The sequence below is a fragment of the Paenibacillus sp. FSL R5-0341 genome, assembly GCF_037975235.1.
GTDB classification, from domain to species: Bacteria; Bacillota; Bacilli; order Paenibacillales; family Paenibacillaceae; genus Paenibacillus; species Paenibacillus amylolyticus_A.
In genome coordinates, this window is record NZ_CP150241.1 from 4,562,494 (window position 1) to 4,583,593 (window position 21,100).

Annotated in this window: 23 protein-coding genes; 2 read left to right on the top strand and 21 right to left on the bottom strand. The window is 46.3% G+C overall.

From position 1 onward, the window contains the following. Nucleotides 1-24: 24 nt before the first annotated feature. The 21 genes from dnaG to MKX75_RS20585 form a co-directional block, all read right to left on the bottom strand. Entirely contained in the window at nucleotides 25-1,845 is a 1,821-nt protein-coding gene (gene dnaG / locus MKX75_RS20485; protein WP_036615029.1) for a DNA primase, read from the bottom strand. A 47-nt stretch (nucleotides 1,846-1,892) separates the two neighbouring features. Further along, nucleotides 1,893-2,381, bottom strand: coding sequence for a DUF188 domain-containing protein (locus MKX75_RS20490; RefSeq protein WP_062835491.1), 489 nt, complete (start codon nucleotides 2,379-2,381; stop codon nucleotides 1,893-1,895). 208 nt (nucleotides 2,382-2,589) lie between these two features. After that, nucleotides 2,590-4,665, bottom strand: a complete 2,076-nt coding sequence (gene glyS, locus MKX75_RS20495; protein WP_339166580.1) for a glycine--tRNA ligase subunit beta — start codon at nucleotides 4,663-4,665, stop codon at nucleotides 2,590-2,592. Next, nucleotides 4,658-5,545 (bottom strand): glycine--tRNA ligase subunit alpha, encoded by an 888-nt coding sequence (gene glyQ, locus MKX75_RS20500; RefSeq protein ID WP_017687252.1) that lies wholly within the window; start codon nucleotides 5,543-5,545, stop codon nucleotides 4,658-4,660. The genes glyS and glyQ overlap by 8 nt, the downstream gene beginning before the upstream one ends. Before the next feature lie 44 nt (nucleotides 5,546-5,589). Next, nucleotides 5,590-5,796 (bottom strand): hypothetical protein, encoded by a 207-nt coding sequence (locus MKX75_RS20505; protein WP_339166582.1) that lies wholly within the window; start codon nucleotides 5,794-5,796, stop codon nucleotides 5,590-5,592. 158 nt (nucleotides 5,797-5,954) lie between these two features. Next, nucleotides 5,955-6,707 (bottom strand): DNA repair protein RecO, encoded by a 753-nt coding sequence (gene recO, locus MKX75_RS20510; RefSeq protein WP_047843778.1) that lies wholly within the window; start codon nucleotides 6,705-6,707, stop codon nucleotides 5,955-5,957. A gap of 33 nt (nucleotides 6,708-6,740) precedes the next feature. Beyond that, nucleotides 6,741-6,881 carry a YqzL family protein gene (locus MKX75_RS20515; protein WP_076332313.1) on the bottom strand — a complete coding sequence of 47 codons (141 nt, stop codon included), beginning with the start codon at nucleotides 6,879-6,881 and terminating at the stop codon, nucleotides 6,741-6,743. 104 nt (nucleotides 6,882-6,985) lie between these two features. Next, on the bottom strand, nucleotides 6,986-7,885 hold the full coding sequence (gene era, locus MKX75_RS20520) for a GTPase Era (RefSeq protein ID WP_062835494.1): 900 nt from the start codon (nucleotides 7,883-7,885) through the stop codon (nucleotides 6,986-6,988). 37 nt (nucleotides 7,886-7,922) lie between these two features. After that, the gene (locus tag MKX75_RS20525) at nucleotides 7,923-8,336 is read right to left on the bottom strand and encodes a cytidine deaminase (RefSeq protein WP_062835495.1); all 414 of its coding nucleotides are present in this window, start codon (nucleotides 8,334-8,336) and stop codon (nucleotides 7,923-7,925) included. 267 nt (nucleotides 8,337-8,603) lie between these two features. Next, complete coding sequence (locus tag MKX75_RS20530; protein WP_076332312.1) at nucleotides 8,604-8,975, bottom strand: diacylglycerol kinase family protein; 372 nt, start codon at nucleotides 8,973-8,975, stop codon at nucleotides 8,604-8,606. Next, complete coding sequence (gene ybeY, locus MKX75_RS20535; protein ID WP_076332311.1) at nucleotides 8,975-9,472, bottom strand: rRNA maturation RNase YbeY; 498 nt, start codon at nucleotides 9,470-9,472, stop codon at nucleotides 8,975-8,977. The genes MKX75_RS20530 and ybeY overlap by 1 nt, the downstream gene beginning before the upstream one ends. Nucleotides 9,473-9,726: 254 nt before the next feature. Continuing rightward, the gene (locus tag MKX75_RS20540; RefSeq protein ID WP_145151045.1) at nucleotides 9,727-11,976 is read right to left on the bottom strand and encodes an HDIG domain-containing metalloprotein; all 2,250 of its coding nucleotides are present in this window, start codon (nucleotides 11,974-11,976) and stop codon (nucleotides 9,727-9,729) included. A gap of 16 nt (nucleotides 11,977-11,992) precedes the next feature. Beyond that, nucleotides 11,993-12,964: a PhoH family protein gene (locus tag MKX75_RS20545; protein ID WP_017687243.1), complete on the bottom strand. Its 972-nt coding sequence runs from the start codon at nucleotides 12,962-12,964 to the stop codon at nucleotides 11,993-11,995. A 6-nt stretch (nucleotides 12,965-12,970) separates the two neighbouring features. Further along, nucleotides 12,971-14,164 (bottom strand): sporulation protein YqfD, encoded by a 1,194-nt coding sequence (gene yqfD / locus MKX75_RS20550; RefSeq protein WP_076332309.1) that lies wholly within the window; start codon nucleotides 14,162-14,164, stop codon nucleotides 12,971-12,973. Continuing rightward, nucleotides 14,161-14,454, bottom strand: a complete 294-nt coding sequence (gene yqfC, locus MKX75_RS20555; RefSeq protein ID WP_017687241.1) for a sporulation protein YqfC — start codon at nucleotides 14,452-14,454, stop codon at nucleotides 14,161-14,163. Before yqfC ends, yqfD begins: the two co-directional genes overlap by 4 nt. A 180-nt stretch (nucleotides 14,455-14,634) precedes the next feature. After that, nucleotides 14,635-15,234 (bottom strand): hypothetical protein, encoded by a 600-nt coding sequence (locus MKX75_RS20560; protein ID WP_339166586.1) that lies wholly within the window; start codon nucleotides 15,232-15,234, stop codon nucleotides 14,635-14,637. Between the two features lie 13 nt (nucleotides 15,235-15,247). After that, complete coding sequence (gene floA / locus MKX75_RS20565; protein WP_076332307.1) at nucleotides 15,248-16,258, bottom strand: flotillin-like protein FloA; 1,011 nt, start codon at nucleotides 16,256-16,258, stop codon at nucleotides 15,248-15,250. A gap of 162 nt (nucleotides 16,259-16,420) precedes the next feature. Continuing rightward, the gene (locus tag MKX75_RS20570; RefSeq protein WP_339170538.1) at nucleotides 16,421-17,743 is read right to left on the bottom strand and encodes an NfeD family protein; all 1,323 of its coding nucleotides are present in this window, start codon (nucleotides 17,741-17,743) and stop codon (nucleotides 16,421-16,423) included. 280 nt (nucleotides 17,744-18,023) lie between these two features. After that, complete coding sequence (locus MKX75_RS20575; protein ID WP_062835503.1) at nucleotides 18,024-18,467, bottom strand: GatB/YqeY domain-containing protein; 444 nt, start codon at nucleotides 18,465-18,467, stop codon at nucleotides 18,024-18,026. Between the two features lie 15 nt (nucleotides 18,468-18,482). Continuing rightward, complete coding sequence (gene rpsU, locus MKX75_RS20580) at nucleotides 18,483-18,656, bottom strand: 30S ribosomal protein S21 (RefSeq protein WP_005547957.1); 174 nt, start codon at nucleotides 18,654-18,656, stop codon at nucleotides 18,483-18,485. Nucleotides 18,657-18,844: 188 nt separating this feature from the next. Beyond that, entirely contained in the window at nucleotides 18,845-19,204 is a 360-nt protein-coding gene (locus tag MKX75_RS20585; RefSeq protein WP_076332306.1) for a histidine triad nucleotide-binding protein, read from the bottom strand. 326 nt (nucleotides 19,205-19,530) lie between these two features. Here MKX75_RS20585 and MKX75_RS20590 point away from each other — a divergent pair, with 326 nt between their 5' ends. Then, nucleotides 19,531-20,175 carry a class I SAM-dependent methyltransferase gene (locus MKX75_RS20590; RefSeq protein ID WP_339166587.1) on the top strand — a complete coding sequence of 215 codons (645 nt, stop codon included), beginning with the start codon at nucleotides 19,531-19,533 and terminating at the stop codon, nucleotides 20,173-20,175. Nucleotide 20,176: 1 nt separating this feature from the next. Next, nucleotides 20,177-21,100 (top strand): cysteine synthase family protein, encoded by a 924-nt coding sequence (locus MKX75_RS20595; protein WP_339166589.1) that lies wholly within the window; start codon nucleotides 20,177-20,179, stop codon nucleotides 21,098-21,100.

A 21,100-nucleotide genomic window follows, 5' to 3' on the forward strand; every position in this document is an offset into this window, starting at 1 on the left:
TAGAAACATCCAATAATCAGACGTTCACTGTCTCTCTAGGGCAATCATTTCAATTGCAATCTGTGCCGCGCGTACAGAATCACCTGCCCGCTCTGCAGCAATCATTTCTTCTTTTTTCAAATCGTACTCTTTCTTACGCGGATGCTTCAGCACTTCCCTGATGCAATCATCGAGCATTTGAATACTCCATTCACCTGGACCATCCATCATCGAGATTGAACTAACCGTCTTTTCCAGGCGATCGTCATGCAGTGAAGACATAAAACGGCTTGTATCCGACGGTTTGCCTTGCGCATAGTAGGCATATAGATAAGCAGCAATAGCTGCATGATCATCCAAGTTAAAAGCTTCACCAAGATGCTCATTCACGTACTGGGCAGCCTCATCATCCTGCAACATCCAGGCAATCAGTTTGCGTTCAGCAGCGTGGTAAGCTGGCAACAGATTGGGTGTAGGCACCTGCCTATTTTGTTGCCTACCATTATTCCACCTTTTCGGGTTATTATCCCCAAACTGGAGGTTATTTTTCATCGCCTCCCGTTCTTCATTACACTCCTGCTTCAATGTTTCGAAGGATACGTCCACTTCTGCAGCCAGTTCACGAAGATACACTTCCCGCTCTGTTGGAGAAGGTAAGGGGGCAATCAATTTTACTGCTTCTTTCGAATAGGCGATTTGTCCGCCACCCTCTAGCAGTATATGGCTTTTTTTTAGGTTTATAAGTTTAAATTTTGTAGTTGTCACGGCGCCGTCCACAATCTGGTTTCGGAACCGCTCACCACCATGCTTCCGGATAAAATCATCCGGGTCGAGTCCCTCAGGTATGAGAGCCACTTTGACCTGCAATCCGGCTTCCTCAAGAATGGGAAAGTTTTTGAGTGCAGCAGCCTGTCCTGCTCGGTCGCCGTCATAACATATGATGACCTCGTCGCACATGCCTTTGAGCATCAGTGCCTGATTCTCGGTTAACGCAGTACCCATTGCCGCTACACCGTTCTGGATATCCTGATCCCATGCGGAGATGACATCACCGTATCCCTCGAACAAAATGGCTTGTCTTTGTTTGCGAATTGCATTTTTGGCATGATGCAGATTATAGAGAACACGGCTTTTGTTAAATAACCGGGTTTCCGGTGAATTTAGATACTTCGGTTGCCCGTCTCCTAATATGCGTCCTGCAAATGCAATCGGCTTACCGCTCCTGCCATTGATCGGGAACATAATCCGGTCTCGGAATCGATCCACATATCCCTGACCTTCATTTCGCGGTGACAGTAGTCCACCCTTTTCCATCTCTTCCAGCGGATAGTTACGTTTTTCGAGAAATTGTACCAGGGTGTCCCAACGATTTGGTGCGAACCCAATCTGGAACTGGTCGATCAACTTGTCGCCAAAACCTCGTGAGCGTAAATACTCCATGGCTGACTTGCCGTGCTCTGTATTTTTCAACAAAAAATGATACAGCTTTGCGGTAAGCTCATAAGCCTCCAACAGACGTTCCGTCTCCGGATTCACATGAGCAGATTCACGCCCTTGCCAGTCGCCCATAGAGATGTGACTTTCTTCCGCCATCGTCTTGACAGCCTCGGGAAAGGATAACCCTTCGATTTCCATCCTGAATTTGATGGCATTTCCACCCGTGCCGCAACCGTAGCAGTAAAAAATCTGTTTCTCAGGTGTAACGGTGAACGAAGGCGTCTTCTCGGAATGAAAAGGACAGAGGCCTTTCATATACTTCCCCTGTTTGGTCAGATGCACAAATCGGCTCACCGTATCGACAATATCATTCTGCTGTAACACCGATTCAATAATACTTTCGGGTATACCGCCTTGTCCGGTACTCATCTCTGGCCACCTTCATCTCTTCAACACGTAAATATAATTCGATAAACTTACACATTCTCCTGCAAATCTTTTAAAAGTTTTGTCAGTTTATGTTGAAAAATTTCTCGATCCTGCTCTGTGAAAGGCTTTGGGCCTTTTCCGTAATGGCCTCTTTTTCGTGCTTTGGCCGCAGTATGACGAGAATCCAACATGAAATCAATGTCACGATCGTTAAACTCACGACCACGAAAGGATAAAACATAACAACGTTTGCCAAGCGCAAGTGCCGCAAGTCCATAGTCCTGAGTGATAACCACATCGTATGGCTTAATATGATTAGCAATATACAGGTCTGCGCTCTGATCACTACGATCCACTTGCACCGTTCGCACCCCTTCTCCTCCTTGAAGCAAATGATCAAATGAAGAGACTAACAGTACAGGGACGTTGAAAAGGCGAGCGGTTTGCGCAATCTCGGTTTTGACCGGACAAGCATCACCATCCACAACAATGTGGCGTATATTTAACTCACTCAAACCCAGACCACCCGGTTTCATAAAATAGCTGCATATTGTAATATACGACCCCGGCCAGGCAAAATCCTTCTGCCAGAACGAGGGAAATCAAAGGCTAAAATACGGAGCGGTTGTCAAAAATACATTTCACAACCCGTTCCGTATATTTATACCCTCATATATCCTTCTTTAATACTGAATTTTAGCATTGCTCCAAGACTGTGGAAAAGGACTCATGAAATACGCCCAATTACCAAACCAACTTGGAAAAATCAGCAAATCCTTTCAAGTCACGATCAATAGCCGCGAGCAGTGCAAGTCGGTTCGCACGAACAGCATCATCTTCAGCCATAACCATAACCGAATCGAAGAATGAGGTAATACCATCCTTCCAAGCGGATGCAATAGCCAGCGCTTCAGCAGCATCGTGCTGAGTCAACGCCTGACGGTACTCTGCATTCGTTCTGCTCCATGCCTCGTGTAACTGACGCTCTCCATCTTCTGTGAACAGTTCCGGATGTACGGAAGCATTGGATGCTTTGGCAGCCAGATTACCCACACGGTTGAATGATTCAACCGTTGTTTTGAATGCGTCTCCTGTCAGAACAGCTGCCATCAACGCTTCACCTTTTGGAACCACAGCGCTGATATCATCGAATCCGGAAGAAATTACTGCATCCACGACGTCGTAACGGACAGTTTCAGACAACAATTTTTTCACACGAAGTCCGAAGAAGTCTTGCAGATCTTTACGAACTTCTTCATCTGCACGTTTCAACAGGTTCATCTGGGCATGCACTTGAAGTGCCACTCCGAACACATCTGACAATGTCAGCGGGAGCTTGTGATCCAGCAAAATCTGTACAATACCTGCAGCCTGACGGCGCAGCGCATACGGATCTTGAGAACCTGTTGGAATGATGTTGATGGAGAAGCAACCCACGATTGTATCCATTTTATCCGCAGCACTCACAATAGCACCGACAAGAGAAGCAGGGGATTGATCTCCGGCGAAACGTGGCTGATAGTGTTCAAATACCGCTTTAGCTACCTCTTCTTTTTCGCCGGCTTTACGAGCGTAATCCTCACCCATCACACCTTGCAGTTCCGGGAATTCACCCACCATCAGTGTCACCAGGTCGAATTTGCAGATATCTGCTGAGCGGCTAACAGATTCAGCAACATCACCGGATACTTGCAGTTTGGCAGCAAGTCCATCGGCAATCTTGCGAATACGGCGCACTTTATCTCCAACCGTTCCGAGCTCTTCCTGGAAGACGATACTTTCCAGTTTCGACAATGCATCCTTAATCTGTAGCTTCTGATCTTCCTCATAGAAGAACTTGGCATCAGACAGACGTGCACGCAGAACTTTTTCATTCCCTCTGGCAATAACGTCCAGTGAATCACTTCCACCGTTACGTACCGTCACGAAGAATGGCAACAATTGTCCTTCATTGTCCAGTACAGGGAAATAACGCTGATGCTCACGCATGGAAGTAATCAATACTTCTTGTGGAATATTCAAGAATGAGGAGTCAAATGTCCCGAACAATACGGTAGGTGTTTCCACCAGGAACAGGACTTCCTCCAGCAAGTCTTCCTTAATCGCGATATCCCATTTCTTCTCAGCAGCCAGTGCCTGAATCTGGGATACAATCATCTGTTCACGTTCCTGGATATCAGCAATGACATGTTCTGCACGCAACACTTCCACGTATGAAGACGGAGTGGAGATCACGGCCTCCTTACCCAGGAAACGATGTCCGCGAGTTACATTACCCGATTTAACACCTGTCACTTCCAGATCGATAACATCACTGCCGAGCATAGCCACAATCCAGCGGATTGGACGTACAAATTTGAAATCATAGGAAGCCAAACGCATGAATTTCGGGAACGTCATGGCATGTAATACAGAAAGTAATCCTTCCCCAACCACAGAAGCCGTTTCCACACCTTTGCTGCTCTTCGTTGCATAGATATATTCGACACCGTTCAGTTCCTTGAACGTAAACTGGTCCGGTTCAACACCTTGACTGCGGGCGAATCCAAGTGCAGCCTTGCTCCAATTGCCACTGTCGTCCAGGGCAATTTTGCGTGAAGGACCTTTCACTTCTTCCTCGATATCTTCCTGTTTTTCAGCCACATTTTGAATCAAAACAGCCAGACGGCGCGGTGTAGCATATGCATTCACTTCACCATAAGCAATGCGGGATGCGTCAAGCCATTTCACGACACGCTCTTGCAGCTGTGCGATTGCTGCGCGCATAAAGCGTGCAGGTACTTCTTCCAGCCCGATTTCAAACAACAGATCCTTAGACATGCTCGGCTCCCCCTTTCTTGATCAGCGGGAAGCCTAGCTTCTCACGCTCTTCCATATATGTTGCAGCGACTTGGCGAGCCAGATTACGGACACGTGTGATGTAACCCGTACGTTCCGTTACACTGATAGCTCCACGTGCATCCAACAGGTTGAACGTGTGGGAACATTTCAGCACATAGTCATATGCCGGGAATACCAGATGCTGCGCCATGGCCTTGTTTGCTTCTTCTTCATGCATGTTGAAGAGTGTAAACAGCATTTTGACATCAGATACTTCAAACGTATATTTAGAGTGTTCGAATTCTGGCTGACGGAATACATCACCATAAGTGATACCTTCCACCCATTCCAGATCAAACACATTCTCTTTATCTTGAATGTAAGAAGCCAAACGCTCCATACCATACGTAATTTCAACAGCTACCGGATTTGTCTCGATTCCACCAACCTGTTGGAAATACGTAAATTGTGTAATTTCCATTCCATCCAACCATACTTCCCAACCAAGACCTGCACAACCAAGGGAAGGGTTCTCCCAGTTATCTTCAACAAACCGAATATCATGTTTGAGCGGATCAATGCCCAGACGCTTCAGACTTTCTAGGTAAATTTCCTGAATATTATCCGGAGAAGGCTTGATGATCACCTGGAACTGATGATGCTGGTACAGGCGGTTAGGGTTCTCACCATAACGTCCGTCCGAAGGACGACGGGAAGGCTCTACATAAGCCACTTTCCAAGGTTCCGGTCCAAGCGAACGTAAAAAGGTCATCGGGTTCATCGTACCTGCCCCTTTTTCCGTATCGTATGGCTGGACAATAATACAGTTATGCTCGGCCCAGAATTGTTGCAGCGTTAAAATCATCTGCTGAAAATTCATAATCATGCTCCTTTTCAATGGTTTGTTAGCAAGCTTAGAACGGTTCAGACAACAATAAATAGCCCCCGTCCTACGCCTGTTGTACAGACGTAGGGACGAGAGCTATTCCCGCGGTTCCACCCTACTTGGCTTGGATCAAACAGATGACTCTGTTCGTTCCAGCCCACTTTTCCGTATCCATTCATGCTCCCGAGTGCCGTTTCAAAGACCGATTTAGCCCGGCTTCCACCATCCCCGGCTCGCTCATTCATGATTCACAAGTGTACTACAACAACTTGCACCCACAAATGCAATAAATCCAGTCTTTTACTTTCTCGTTCAATGCATGTCTCATAAAGAGAAATTATATTTCATAATATATAAAATCTAGTATGAAGTCAAGATATAGTTTCACTTCCAGCAAAACGCCTCAAATCCCGTACTTCTCCATCTGATCGAGGAAAGAACGGGATTTAAGATTCAGACCAAGCTGATGATCCATAAAGGCCCGCATCAGTTTTTTGATCTCATCACGGGTAGATTCACTCACTGATATATTTCCCAAGCGCTGCAGATCCAACTGTGCGAACAAACGCAACAACTTCAGAGCTTTTGGACTGACTGACATCGCCGGAGGATCGAAATGTTTGCAGGCACGACACAGAACGCCGCCAAGTCTGGGACTAATAAACAACTGCTCATCCGGTCGCTCCTGGTTACAGGAGATACATTCATCAAACTGCGGACCATAACCGGATGCCTGTAATATTTTCATTTCGTACAGACTTGTAATAACAACCGGATCTTTCTCTTCCTTCAACGCCTGCAAACACGCCTTTAACTGTTTGAACCAAAAAGTACCTGTCTCTTCATCCTGAAGCACGCGATCCAATAGTTCACACGCATAAGAGGCATAAGAGGCCTTGACCAGATCTTCACGCAACTCATGATAGGATTCAACAATTTCTCCAGCATTCAGTGTACCTAGACCTGTATTGCGAAAATATACATATTGACCATACGTAAACGGCTGCACCAGTGCAGCATGTCGGCTCTTGGGCTTTTTGGCACCGCGGACGAGTACGCCTACTTTCCCGCCGCTTTCGGTGCAAAGCGTAATGATTTTGTTCCCTTCGCCGTAGTCCATGCTGCGGATGACAATCCCTTCCACCCTGTATAGCATGCCTCGTCACCTAACCATTCCCGAATCAGCCAGTTATACCTCGGCTTCTTCATCTTCAATCACTTCCCTTGCAGGTTCCGACTCCTGTCCTAACGAGTTACACGCCTCGGTATATAACAAATAGGACTCCACGTCCCCCGTCATCGCAAAAACCTTCCACGAAAAATCTCGCATCGGAATTTCATCCTCTCTTCGGAAATGACGTCTGCATCTACCAAATAGGATGGAGTCTTGCAAGGTAAACTATGTGTTGCAATTACTGGATACAATTCCGACGATCAGTCGCGACCAAAGCCAAGGTCACGCAGAACTCGATCCTGATTTCTCCAGTCTTTTTTCACTTTAACCCACAGATCCATGAAAATTTTGGAACCAAGCAGGTTCTGAATGTCATGTCGAGCACGTTTGCCCACTTCTTTCAGAAGCGCACCTTGCTTCCCAATAATGATCCCTTTTTGCGAATCCCGTTCCACAAAAATGACGGCTGAGATATAAACGACACCGTTATCCTGTACTTTCATATCCTCAATCGTTACAGCAATGGAGTGAGGTACCTCTTCACGAGTCATCTGTAGAATCTTCTCACGAATCAACTCGGCACATACAAACTGCTCCGGATGGTCAGTAACCTGGTCATCAGGATAGTACTGAGGACCTTCAGGCAAATACTTGCCGAGTTGTTCCAGTAGTGTGCTTACATTGCTGCCCAGCATGGCAGATACAGGTACGATTTCAGCGAAATCGTGCAACTTGCGATACTCCTCGATGAGGGGCAGAAGCGCTTCCGGCTCAATTTTATCAATTTTATTCATGACGAGAATGACAGGCGTACGGATATTTTTCAACTGTTCCGCAATGTAACGGTCACCGCCACCCATGCCCTCCGAAGCGTCAATCAGGAACAGCGCTGCTTCTACTTCTCCAAGTGTGTTCAGAGCAGTCTGGTTCATGTAATCGCCAAGTTTGGATTGACGTTTGTGAATCCCCGGTGTGTCCAGGAAAACGATTTGCTGATGTTCGGATGTATACACACCATGAATTTTATTACGTGTCGTTTGCGGCTTGTCCGACATGATCGCAATTTTCTGTCCGATCACCTGGTTCATCAGTGTGGATTTACCTACGTTTGGACGTCCAATAATGGCTACAAAACCGGATTTGAATGCTTGTTTTTTCATATGTTCCTCCTCAGGCGCCTAGGCCTGGAATATTGGTTTATTTTTTAGCAGAATTCAGATCAGAAGGCCCAAAAGCCCAAGGTAACAGTTCAGCAACGGTGGTCTCTTGCAGATCACCTTTCATGTTCCCCAAGATGACTTTCATATCGGGTTCACACAGTTCGTACATGACCTGACGACATACGCCACATGGAGCAATCGGACCATCCGTGTCTCCCACAATGGCAATCGCTTTGAAGCTGCGAGGCTGCTGGCCACCTGCAATGGCACTGAACATCGCTGTACGCTCAGCACAGTTACCTGGGGTATACGCAGCATTCTCGATATTACAACCATGATGCACATGCCCTTCACTGTCAAGCAAAGCTGCACCTACACCAAAATGAGAGTAAGGCGTGTACGCCTTCGTACGTGCCTTAATTGCCTCTTGCATTAACAAACCGTTATCCATCAATATTCTCTCCCTTAGGGTGCAATATAAAATCAAACTAGTGCATTTACACTGGACACTTCGCTGTCAGAACAACCTTCCGAGCGCTGTTATCCCCAGATTTTTTTGATCCCTTTTAATAAGGGAAAATCCGGGGATAAAGGCGCACACTTCGTTTCTTCAGGTTTCTTCTGACCTCTCCGTTATCGTGTTTGCATCAAGCAAATTTATATTTGTGTGTAGTATTAAAATCAAAACAAAACGAATCAAAACAAAGTTAAAACAAATTCAGTACAAACCTAGCCAGCTCATCATCGGCTTAATGAAAACGATACAACCGATGATGACGGCGAATACCGCAGCCAGCAGAACTGCCCCGGCCGCGGTATCCTTTGCCGCTTTTGCCAGCGGATGGATATGGGGATGTGCCAAATCAACTGCCGCCTCTACAGCCGTGTTCATCAATTCAGTCACCAGGACCAAAAAGACAGCGGTTAGCACAAACATCCAATCTATTCTTGAGATTCTGAAAAAAAAGCCGGCTACACACATCAAAACAGCCACTCCCGTGTGAACTCTCACATTACGCTGAGTCCGCAACCCATATGCGATTCCTTCCGCAGCATTGCGGAATACCAGACCCCAGGAGCGTCTTTTCATTATCGTGTCAACCCGGCCTGGGCCAATACCGCTTCTTGTTTGCCCATCATTTCAGCCTCACTATCTTCATCCTGATGGTCATATCCGAGCAGGTGCAAGAAACCATGGACAAACAAAAAACCAAGCTCACGTTCAAATGAGTGTCCATACTCCTCACTTTGCAGGATGGTCCGCGGTACGGAAATGATGATGTCTCCAAGAACATCCGGCATTTCTTCCATTTCTTCATCTTCGTCCAGCTCATAGATAATATCGAGTTCTTCATCCACCGTCTCGTTCATTGCAAAGGACAATACATCCGTAGGACGGTCAATACCGCGATAATCACGGTTCAACTCATGAATCTGCTCATCATTCACAAAAGTCAGAGCCACTTCCCCGTCTGCAACACCTTCCGCTTCTCCAGCAAGATTCAGCAACTGTTCCAGCATTGCAATCATTGGTTCTGTAATTTCTTTATCCTGTTGTTCATTATTCCATGCCAGATTAAGACTCATTCCTTCATAACTCCTGTCTACTAATATTAGAGGTTGTTCAAAAAGCCCGCTTTTGATTACGAATGATGCCTAAGGGCATCATCAGCATCGAATATGGAATTCAGCCGAAATAAGCGGGAGGCTTACGAAGTATGTTTCCTGAGGAAACATTGTAGTTGCTCACGTAGTTTTCCCTACGCTCCGCTACTCCATTTCTAACTTCATCCCATCTTCTCGGTACTGAAAACCAACCTTTTTGAACACGAACTATTGAATTAGCCTGCTTCGGGTGAAGTCGGCTTCGGTTTCTTGATCTCCTCCGGATATTCTATCCGGGAGTGGAAGATACCCATCACGGTTTCCTTCAATGTTCTGGCGACGATATCCAGTTCACGCATCGTAAGGTCACAATCATTGAATTGATGATCATCCAATCGTCCTTTAATAATTTTCTCAATCATGGACTCCACTTGCTCCACTGTCGGTTTGCGCAAAGATCTCACAGCAGCCTCCACACTATCGGCAATGCCAACAATAGCAGATTCCTTCGACTGAGCCTTTGGCCCAGGATAACGGAAGTCTTCTTCGGTGAAATCAGGCTCAACGCCTGCTTCTTCCGCCTGGCGCAGTGCTTTGTGATAAAAATAGTGGAGAAATGTCGTGCCGTGATGCTGTTCCGCAATATCCCGAATAGGTCTGGGCAGCTTGTAATCCTTTTGCATTTCCACACCATCGCGCGCATGGGCAACAATAATAGATTTGCTCAGTTTTGGATCAATGGAATCATGCGGATTCTCCATATTGTTCTGATTTTCAATAAAATAGATGGGCCGCTTCGTCTTGCCAATATCATGATAATACGAACCCACTCGGCAGAGCAATCCGTTAGCTCCTATGGCTTCTGCTGCTGCTTCAGACAGATTCCCTACCATAACGCTGTGATGATAGGTACCCGGGGTCTCCGTCAGCAACTTGCGAAGAAGCGGATGGTTCGGATTAGACAATTCCACCAGTTTGAGCGCTGACAAGATACCAAATGATGTTTCGAAAAATGGCATCAGCCCGATGACCAGTATGGCCGTCAATACGCCTCCAGCAAATGCAAATCCAACGCCATACAGTGTTGTGGTTCGGTTCCAATCTCCCGAGTCAATCAAAGCCAGTGTGAAGACGGCTATGGACCCGAACAGGCAGACCATAATGGCCCCTTTCAGGATCGTTGATCGCTGACTAGCCTTATGCGTTGCGAAGATCGCAACAAACGAAACTACGACAGCGAAGAACCCTAATTCGAAGTCAAAAAGTTGACCCTGATGCGTGTTCAAAATGATGCTGGACAACATACCGATCAATATCGAACATACAAAGGCAAGAGACGTATCCAGCAGCAGCGCAATTAACATTGCCCCTACCGCAACTGGTGCAAGGAAGCCAACATAAGACCTCTCATTGGTCTGGATAATCGCCGTGACATGCATAACTACAATCGTAATAATAAAAATGAGAACAAGCATCAACAGCTGCGCATTATTATATTTGAAATGCGTTCCGCTGCATTGCTGAATATACATCAGAATTGCTGCCGACAACAGGCAGGAAAACATAAGAAGTCCAAGCTGTGGCCAGTAGTTCACTTCATTTTTCAGCAAGTCATTCTCATCCAGGAGAGCATACATTTCCGGGGTGATCATCTCACCTTTGGCAACTAATGTATCCCCTTGCTTGATAAAGACGGTTTGCGTGTTCTCACGCGCCTGTACTTTGGCTTCCTTGGTTCCCTCTTCGTCGTAGAAGCGGTTAGAGGTCACCACGAGACGAGCAAGCTCCTGCACCACCTCACGTTGCGTGCGCTTACTAAGAGAGCTGACACTCACCATCTCGGCTACTTTGGCACGCGCGGTGGTTGCATCACTGATCTGATCCGTCATTAACCGGGCAACAATGTCCCTCGCAACTGGTTTCATCTCCTGGATATCATCCGATGTCAGACGTGAGATTTTGATGTAGGTCTCTTCCGGAATACGGTAGCTTTGCTCCTGTACCACATTTCTGATCTCTTCCAACAGCGTCTCGGAGTATGTACCGGCTTTCCGATTATTATTGATATAGTTGGTCACAAAATCCTTCTGGCGTTGCGGAATTTCATCCCGATAAATATCAATCTTATCCTGACTTGAAATCTGATCATCCTGGTTCAATCGATCTACACGATCAAGCAAGGTTGTCATCAAATTTTCGTTTCGCATCTGCACGATCTGAAATATCGGCTGTACGCGTTCAGCCGCTTCTTCCTGTGCTTTGAGTGTGGCCTTGTTATTCGGAATCTGCATGGGCGCAGCAATATCCACTTCACTTCGTGTACCTTCCTGAATATCATACCGCTCGGGGAGCAGCTTGGAAGCAAGACTCACGTAGAAAAGAATCACCAGAAACAAAAACAGAAGATAGCGTGCCCACACGCTATACTTCCATCCTGTAGCCTTATTCTGAAAAGATTTGCCTTTTGACGGTTCCTTCGAGGTCACTTTAGACAATCCCTTTCTATGCTTGATTTTCTGCGGCGTGGTTGTAAGCCACGATAATTTTCTGGACGAGGGAATGCCGCACAACATCTTGCTCGGCAAAATAGACAAATCCAATCTCATTAACTTCGTTCAAGATCGTATTCGCTTCCACAAGCCCGGATTTCTTACCACGCGGTAAATCAATCTGTGTCACGTCTCCGGTGATGACCATTTTGGAGCCAAAACCAAGACGCGTCAGGAACATCTTCATCTGTTCCGGTGTTGTGTTCTGTGCTTCATCAAGAATGATGAAGGAGTCATCCAGTGTACGCCCCCGCATGTAGGCGAGTGGCGCAATTTCGATTAACCCACGCTCCAGTGCCTTAGCGGTCTGTTCCTGTCCCATAACGTCATACAGGGCATCGTACAGCGGTCGCAGATACGGGTCTACCTTCTCCTGAAGATCACCTGGCAAAAAACCAAGACTCTCTCCCGCTTCAACAGCAGGCCGTGTGAGTACGATACGTTTGACGCTACCTTCTTTAATTGCGGCAACAGCCAGTACAACAGCAAGGTAGGTTTTACCCGTACCGGCAGGACCAATGCCAAATACAATATCACGTTTTTTAATTGTAGTTACATAGTGCTTCTGTCCAATGGTTTTAACACGGATTGGTTTACCTCGGTATGTCGTCGTAATCTCGCCCTTGAACAGATCCAATAGCTGGTCTGCCCGCATATCCTTGGCAAGTTCAATCGCATACTTCACATCTCTTTCGGTTAACACGTATCCGTTGCGTATCAATTGCAGTAACACATCAAATAATTGTTCAAGCGATTCCACCTGTTGTGCATTGCCGAAAATCACAATCTCCGCTTCACGGGATGCAATCTGGGCGGGAATCTCGGATTCAATCAGTTTAAGAAAAGTATCTTGGGGTCCAAAAAGAGATTGGCCCTCTCCCGCACTCTGGAGGGAGATTTGTATGCTGCGTGTTTGCTCTGACAAATATCCTCATTCTCCTTGACTATGGACTAGCGGAAGTTCCTCCGCAATGCTTTCTTCTACCTCAAATAAGACTTTCATATAAACTTTACCATTCTCTTTCTTCTCATGCAAAATTTTTTCACTTATAATTTTCGTTCCTTTGCCGTTTTTGGCGATAATATCGTTCCTTGCTCCTTCCAATCCTTTTGTTCTGGCCCATTCTATCGTTTGTTGTTCCTCATGCTCTCGGGTCTCCAGATCCTTCTCTGTCAGCCAGCCCATGGGAAGTGTAAAGGATCGCCAGGTCAATGGTTTGTGATTGCTCTCGGTATCAAATGAACTGAACGGTGTACTTCCATATCCCCATAGTTGGATCGCCCATTTCCCCAACACCATGTAAAAACGTTCTTTGCTCTCACCTGTCATCGTGTTATGTTTTTGAACAAGCGGGACTTCTACCTGATACTCACGCCATACCAGTCCACGAACTTCCCCTTTGGCAACAATGGTCTTGGTGTTCTCCTCATCCCCGAGAATACCAGAGATCAATACCTGACCCTTTTTGACACGCATGTCCTTCTGAACAACAGGACGTCCCTGCTCTGCATAGATTTGAGTGACAACAGCATCTGCTTTGCTGATCAAATGTCTGGGATTCAGTAATGGCTCGCGCTTCGGTTGCGCCGATTCCACGACCTGAATGGTAATGGTTGTCCCCTCTTTGCTCACACCAATCCAGGTTACATCCGGCAGGGCGAGTGCGAGCTGTCTGGAGAGCTTGTCTTGGCTTTGCAAGCGGAACCCCCACTGGAAAGGGTATACCCCCTCTTTCTTCGCTGCTGCGAGCACCTCGTCCGTAGGAATGGTAACGTTACCCTTGACCTCCACACTCCATACCATGGACGACAACGCAAACAAAGCTGCCACAAAAAACAACATTCCCCCGAGAAAAAACTTCCTTCGCAATAGTCGGGCCGCAAAGAAAGGAAAACCGCTGCGATGGGTCACTTTAACTCTGCAGCCTGTCCGTTTCAACATCGGACGCAGCCTGAAAAAATGCGGCAGCAGAATGTTCATCTCTGCCACGCGTCCATCGTGAGCACGCAGGTTCCACACTTCCAGTCCCTGCTCTGCCACCGTGTTGATCAATGCTTCAATGTCTCCCCCAGTGACCGTGATTCGGACTGCTCCCCGCAGTTTGTACAGACTGGGCTGCTTCATCCGTTCCCCTCCACTCCATTCATATGAATATCCAGAATTGTTCCTTCAACAGCTACTTCATCCGGCAAAATGTTGCGTATCACCAAGGCAGTCCCTTTGATCTCCAACTGGCCTTGGGAAAGAGCCAGCACGATGCGATCCGGCGTGAAATGGATGACACCGCGATGATTCTCTATATACAGTTGCTTACTGCCAATCAGGGTTAACCGTGGCATATCATAAAGCACATCCTGCGGCAGATCCAACACTTCACTGGTCCATCTGCGCAGCTTGCGGCTGATCCGGGTCATTCGAAGGTCTTCCCCCTTCCTCTACAGTTCAACTTATGCGCAGATTCATGAATTTATGAAAATTCCGGGGCGTGTTAGATACGAATGTTGAGAAAAAAAGATAGAACACAGAAAAAGCCGTCTCCGGCGGCTTTATGCTCACCAGAGACGGCTCTATTTCCGTCCAGCAACTTAACTTATTTACAGTTTCCCTCTTGTACCAAACGGCTGTTTGGAACGAGGAGAACCGAGTACTTCTGCCCACAGGACACCTGTGCGAATATCAGCAGGACGAAGCGGAGACGCTCCCGATTCATCAATGCTGGTCTCATCCCAACTGGAATCAGACACAACTGGCCGATTCGCAGAAGAGATGCGATTCAAGCGTTCTTCAATCAAGCGCTGCTGTTCTTCCATGCCTCTCATCTGTTCCTCAAGTGAATTTTCCATGGCACTCATCGTGCCCTCACTTCTGTAGTCAGTTGCGGGGCGAGAAGATGCAGCAGGCTCCGAGTACGGCTGATCATACTGATTCTCATATTGCTCGTCATCATACCGATCGTCATACTGTTCATCATAGCGGGGATCGACAGGTCCGGAAGACTGCTGCGGAGATGAGTTATCTCTTGAGCGTTCATCCCGGCCTGAATCACCACTGCCTCCAAACGTAGGCATCCCGTTAGCAGGACGCTTTTTGTTCGGATCAGCCGATTTGGCAGCTTTCCCCAAGAAGGAGAAGAGCGCAAAACCGATGACGGCCACAATATACAGATTATCAAAAATCCATTCAAATAGGCCCATATGCACTCACCGCCTATCTTCCGTTTTTGGAATCACCCTGATCGTTGGAATTCGAACCTTCACCAGGTTTTCCCAATGTGTTACGCATTTGAGTATCTGCTTCAATATTCTTCAGGTTCATGTAATCCATGACACCAATTTTACCACTACGCAGTGCTTCGGACATCGCCAAAGGTACTTGGGATTCGGATTCAACAACGCGTGCTCTCATTTCCACTACGCGTGCTTTCATCTCTTGCTCTTGGGCTACGGCCATTGCACGACGCTCTTCTGCTTTCGCTTGAGCGATTCGTTTGTCGGCTTCTGCTTGCTCTGTTTGCAAGAATGCACCAATGTTTTTACCTACATCAACGTCCGCAATATCAATGGACAGGATTTCAAAAGCAGTACCTGCATCCAGACCTTTGGACAATACCGTACGGGAGATCAGATCCGGATTTTCCAGGACGTCTTTGTGAGAATTGGAGGAACCGTTCGTACTTACGATACCTTCGCCGACACGGGCGATGATCGTTTCTTCACCAGCACCACCGACGAGACGGTCAATATTGGCACGAACCGTAACCCGTGCTCTAACTTTAACTTCAATACCATCTTTAGCTACCGCAGAGACAATCGGTGTTTCGATAACACGTGGGTTAACGCTCATTTGTACGGCTTGCAATACGTCACGACCTGCTAGGTCAATGGCAGCAGCACGTTCAAATTCGAGCGGAATGTTCGCACGTTGTGCAGCAATCAGAGCGTTTACAACACGGTCAACGTTACCACCTGCCAGGAAGTGACTCTCCAGTTGGTTCATTGAAAGTTTAAGACCCGCTTTAGTTGCTTTAATCATTGGATTTACGATACGGCTAGGCGTTACACGTCTCAGTCTCATCGCAACCAGTGTAATAATACTTACGCGTACGCCGGATGCAATCGCTGAAACCCAGAGCATAACCGGGAAAAAGCTGAAGAATACGCTCAATACGATAATACCTACTACCGCAATGAGCAAAATCGTAATCATAGATGTGTCCATTGTTTAATTTCCTCCATTTGCAATTTGAATTTGTTAAAAATATTTAGAAAAGACAATCATAAGTCCGCTGCTAAATTAAAGAATGCACCACCTCGCTGGCAGCTTCAGCTACGTGGTTATGTACATTGCCGAAGCGTTGATCCGCTTCGACAACAGAGCGAGTTACACCGGCAATGCTTGCTGAACCACAATCCGGGTACCTTCCGCTTTAATCACAATAATCGGTGTATCAATCGGAATGAAGTCTCCGTCGGTCACGACGTCAATTCGTTCCCCTTCAAACATCGCTGTTCCAGAAGGACGAAGCGGTGTCAGACTGATTCCTTGCAGACCCACCAGCTCTTTGCGTTCTGTCGCTGATGAATAACCACGATCCGCAGACATACTGTCACTCAGTATGAACCGATTCCAGATCCCTCGATCCTTAAAGATGATTGAGATGATCGCAATGACTACCAGCGCTGCTCCAAAAGCGATACCCAGAGATACAAATGCGTCACTGGTATCATAAGCAGCCCTTACAACACCGGCCACAAGCGCAATCGATCCCAAAATCCCCAAAATACCGAAGCTCGGAATAAACATCTCCAGAATCATCATGATGAGTCCGACAGTAAATAGTACCCATGTCTCCGCTCCGGCAAATCCCGCAATGTAATTACCTGAGAAATATAAGACGAAACACACGATACCCACAATACCAGGAACTCCAAAACCAGGAATAATCAATTCAATGATCACACCCGCGATTCCGAGGAACAATAATACAGTCATGACAACAGGATTGGTAAGAAAAGATGAAATATTCTCTGCTGTCGTCCGTTCTACCTTAAATACATCATCCTGACTGTAACCGAGCCAAGTTGCCGCTTCTTCCGGTGTGTTGCTGATGTGGTCGGCATAACCGACTTTCAGCGCTTCTTCAGCCGAGAGAGCAATAATTTCACCTTTTTGCTTGGTTTTATTGATCTCTGGCATCTCCACAACCATGTTAACATCCGTCATTCCAGCTGCAATTTTGCCATCACGGCCACTAATCTCGGCCGCTCCCTGCATTTTGCTCTTCCAGAATGCAACAAGCTTTGGATCATCAACATGCTTACCCGAACTGTCCACCATTGCCGCCGCACCAATCATACTGCCTGGTGACATTACGATCTTATCTGCATTCAGAGCCAGAAAACTTCCGGCTGAAGCAGCATCTCCACGGACAAATGCAACCGTCTCAATCGGACTGTCCTTAATTAGGGTACCCAATGCTTCCGCAGTGTCGACACGGCCTCCCGGCGTATTGATATCAAGAACGATCAGGCCAGCGTTCATTTTTTCCGCTTCCTTGAACCCGCGTTCCATGAACTTGCCAAGTCCCTGCTCGATTGGTTTATCAACCGGAATAATATATACGGCACCACTCTTCTCAGCTGCATGCGCTGACGGTGATCCAATCCAGACAGGAAGCAACAGCGTCAGCAGCATTAAGAGCATCAATGGCCCCGTAAGCTTCTTCCGGCGCTTTCCCTTCACAATAGTCCCCCCTTTTCCATTAATGTTATACTGTCCAGCTTATGGTATTTATTACGTGCAATGCAACATTTCGTTTCAAAATCTTAAAATTATATTTGAAAACAAGCTCAATTGCAAGAATATAAATCCATAATAATATATATTAACCATCAAAAAGAAAAACCCACCTGTCACAAGGATATCAAGGTTGTACAAGGAAAAAACACCCCCTGACAAGTCAGGAGGTGTTTATTGATTTGCTTTATTGCAGAAATTGTTGAACTGCTTGATTTACCAGTTTGCCGTCCGCTTTGCCTTTAACTTTCGGCATAAGGGCCGCCATGACTTTCCCCATCTCGGCTTTCGAAGAAGCACCGGTTTCCTGGATGGTCTGCTGTACAATAACTTTAATTTCTTCTTCGGAAAGCTGTGCGGGAAGGTACTGGATGAGTACTTCAATTTCCGCTTTTGCATTTGCCGCGAGGTCTTCACGGCCCGCTTTGTCAAATTCTTGGAGGGCATCTTTGCGCTGTTTGATTTCACGACTCAGGATATCAAGCACTTCGTTGTCATCCAAATCTCTTTTCAAATCTATTTCAAGATTCTTGATCGTCGAACGAATCAACCGAATGTTGGAGAGTCTGAACTTGTCCTTACTCTTCATCGCTTGCTTCATATCTTCGTTCAATCGTTCGCTAAGATTCATGTAGTTAAAATCCTCCTAAAACTTTCTCTTACGAGCAGCCTCGGACTTTTTCTTGCGCTTTACGCTTGGCTTCTCATAATGCTTACGTTTCTTCACCTCAGCCAATACGCCATCTTTAGCGATGGAGCGTTTAAAACGACGAAGTGCAGCATCAATAGTCTCGTTTTTGCGAACTTTAGTTTCAGACACCAGTTTTCCCTCCCTCCGACCAGACCGTCCAAGAGCAATAACACGGTTCATCATCTTTCATTATAGGCGAAAGGTAATAAAGGTGTCAACCTCAATGTAATGATCACTTATTTATATGAGCCATGTTCACATATTCATGGATTAAATGCATATGCATAATGACTCAATATTAGCACACGTTTGCATGTTTATTTGTGAGAATCAGTCAAGCTTGTCAACGCGCCAAGTCTTGTACCACCCAGCAAATGATAATGCAGATGATGAACGGTTTGTTCTCCATCCTTACCACAATTGTTGATTAAGCGATATCCTGTTTCCTCCACGCCAAGACGCTTGGCCGCCTCTTGAGCAGCCAGATGAATCTCGCCGATCAAAGGCAGATCTTCTGCAGTCACTTCATTCATGGAAGCAATATGTTTCTTCGGAATGACGAGCACATGTGTCGGTGCTGCGGGCTGGATGTCATGAAACACGATAACATGGTCATTCTCCAATACTTTATTGGAGGGAATGCTGCCCTCTACAATTTTGCAAAATAAGCAATCCATAGTTCATACCCTCCTTTGTAAACCATTGTATGTATTCCCTCTTATCATACTAGAAGTAAAAACCCACGTCCAATCTGTAGGCACACAGCCAGCCAGTCTAAACAAACTCTTCGTTCCTCTTCCTTTCATCGATCCATATGTATGGCTTTCAGGTGAAGAAACAACTCAAGAAATTCATGGAAATCAGTCAAGTAAAGAGGTACAGAGTTGATGATTTAAAGCCATAAAATTCCATATTTTTCTTTTAAATTACACTTTTTATAGTATATAATCCCCATTGATATAGTTGCTTTTATTCTTGGCAATCCAACGAGGATATTAAGGTAATGGGTAGAGAGTTTGTGGCTTTATTTGACCAATGGTCAAATGATTATGATCAAACCGTGATGGGACATGACCAACAATATCAGGAAGTATTTGAGCATTATGAAGAGATCCTTCATACCGTGGTCTCAGAGGTGAGCGGAACAATTTTGGAATTTGGCGTAGGAACGGGAAATCTTACAGAAAAGTTGATAGCGGCAGGCCATAAAGTATACGGGGTTGAACCTTCACAAGGGATGATCCATCAGGTGCAGAAGCGGAATCTGAATTTCGAATTGTTTGAAGGAGACTTTCTGGAATTCCCTCCTCTACCTGAACCAATCGATGCCATCGTGAGCACCTATGCTTTCCATCATTTAACGGATGCAGAGAAAGAACAGGCGATTTCAATATATGCCAAGCTACTCAGCCCCAATGGAAAAATCGTGTTTGCGGATACCATCTTTCAGGATCAGGAGAGTCGTCATCAGATCGAGGATGAGGTAGCTTCTCTAGGCTATACCGAACTGCTGACAGATTTACGGACCGAATACTATACGACAATGGATGTTTTACAAACCCTTTTATCGAAATATGGTTTTATCACGCACTTTTCCCGATTAAACAAATATGTATGGTTAATGAACGCACAAAAGGAGATTGGTTAATTTGACCATTTATAAACATGTACAGGAACTTATAGGCAATACGCCTCTGCTTGAATTAACCCGTTATACATTACCGGAAGGAATCCGTCTATTTGCCAAACTGGAATTCATGAATCCCGGAGGAAGTGTGAAGGATCGGATTGGCAAGTTTTTATTGGAGCAGGCCTTGGCAAGAGGAGACGTTAAGCCAGGTGGAACAGTAATTGAAGCTACCGCAGGCAATACAGGAATTAGTCTTGCGATGGCGGCTGTAGGCCTGAATTTAAAGGTCATTTTCACAGTACCTCAGAAGTTCAGCGTCGAGAAGCAGCAATTGATGAAAGCTCTTGGAGCTACGGTCGTGAACACACCCACATCAGAAGGAATAACGGGTGCTATAAGCAAGGCGGAATCGCTGGCGAAAGAAATACCGGGGTCGTATATCCCAGGTCAGTTCTCCAATCCGGATAACCCACTCGCACATTATGAACATCTGGGCCCTGAGATTTGGCGTGATTTGAACGGACAGGTGGATGTATATATCGCTGGAGCCGGGTCTGGCGGTACTTTTATGGGAGGATCCCGCTATTTGAAGGAGCAAAACCCGTTAATCAAAACATGTATCGTCGAACCTGAGGGTTCGATTCTCGCAGGAGGTCCCTCGGGACCACATCGTACAGAAGGAATAGGCGTCGAAACGTTATCTTCTTTTATGGATGTAAGTTACTTTGATGCTATTCATACGATCTCAGATGAAGATGCCTTTGAGCGGGTCAAGGATCTAGCCTTGCTGGAAGGCTTACTGGTAGGAAGCTCATCAGGTGCAGCTATGCAAGCCGCATTAAACGAAGCCGGCCACGCAGCCCCCGGAAGTAACATCGTCGTTATTTTCCCGGATAGCAGCGAACGGTATTTAAGCCAAAATATCTATAATGGAGGACAATAA

What these genes read in the sequence shown, in the direction of transcription:
- dnaG (WP_036615029.1), bottom strand. Translation starts at nt 1,845, where the DNA reads ATGAGTACCGGACAAGGCGGTATACCCGAAAGTATTATTGAATCGGTG.
- MKX75_RS20490 (WP_062835491.1), bottom strand. Translation starts at nt 2,381, where the DNA reads ATGAAACCGGGTGGTCTGGGTTTGAGTGAGTTAAATATACGCCACATT.
- glyS (WP_339166580.1), bottom strand. Translation starts at nt 4,665, where the DNA reads ATGTCTAAGGATCTGTTGTTTGAAATCGGGCTGGAAGAAGTACCTGCA.
- glyQ (WP_017687252.1), bottom strand. Translation starts at nt 5,545, where the DNA reads ATGAATTTTCAGCAGATGATTTTAACGCTGCAACAATTCTGGGCCGAG.
- MKX75_RS20505 (WP_339166582.1), bottom strand. Translation starts at nt 5,796, where the DNA reads ATGAATGAGCGAGCCGGGGATGGTGGAAGCCGGGCTAAATCGGTCTTT.
- recO (WP_047843778.1), bottom strand. Translation starts at nt 6,707, where the DNA reads ATGCTATACAGGGTGGAAGGGATTGTCATCCGCAGCATGGACTACGGC.
- MKX75_RS20515 (WP_076332313.1), bottom strand. Translation starts at nt 6,881, where the DNA reads ATGCGAGATTTTTCGTGGAAGGTTTTTGCGATGACGGGGGACGTGGAG.
- era (WP_062835494.1), bottom strand. Translation starts at nt 7,885, where the DNA reads ATGAAAAAACAAGCATTCAAATCCGGTTTTGTAGCCATTATTGGACGT.
- MKX75_RS20525 (WP_062835495.1), bottom strand. Translation starts at nt 8,336, where the DNA reads ATGGATAACGGTTTGTTAATGCAAGAGGCAATTAAGGCACGTACGAAG.
- MKX75_RS20530 (WP_076332312.1), bottom strand. Translation starts at nt 8,975, where the DNA reads ATGAAAAGACGCTCCTGGGGTCTGGTATTCCGCAATGCTGCGGAAGGA.
- ybeY (WP_076332311.1), bottom strand. Translation starts at nt 9,472, where the DNA reads ATGAGTCTTAATCTGGCATGGAATAATGAACAACAGGATAAAGAAATT.
- yqfD (WP_076332309.1), bottom strand. Translation starts at nt 14,164, where the DNA reads ATGAAGCAGCCCAGTCTGTACAAACTGCGGGGAGCAGTCCGAATCACG.
- yqfC (WP_017687241.1), bottom strand. Translation starts at nt 14,454, where the DNA reads ATGACCCGGATCAGCCGCAAGCTGCGCAGATGGACCAGTGAAGTGTTG.
- MKX75_RS20560 (WP_339166586.1), bottom strand. Translation starts at nt 15,234, where the DNA reads ATGGGCCTATTTGAATGGATTTTTGATAATCTGTATATTGTGGCCGTC.
- floA (WP_076332307.1), bottom strand. Translation starts at nt 16,258, where the DNA reads ATGGACACATCTATGATTACGATTTTGCTCATTGCGGTAGTAGGTATT.
- MKX75_RS20570 (WP_339170538.1), bottom strand. Translation starts at nt 17,743, where the DNA reads ATGCTCTTAATGCTGCTGACGCTGTTGCTTCCTGTCTGGATTGGATCA.
- MKX75_RS20575 (WP_062835503.1), bottom strand. Translation starts at nt 18,467, where the DNA reads ATGAATCTTAGCGAACGATTGAACGAAGATATGAAGCAAGCGATGAAG.
- MKX75_RS20585 (WP_076332306.1), bottom strand. Translation starts at nt 19,204, where the DNA reads ATGGATTGCTTATTTTGCAAAATTGTAGAGGGCAGCATTCCCTCCAAT.
- MKX75_RS20590 (WP_339166587.1), top strand. Translation starts at nt 19,531, where the DNA reads ATGGGTAGAGAGTTTGTGGCTTTATTTGACCAATGGTCAAATGATTAT.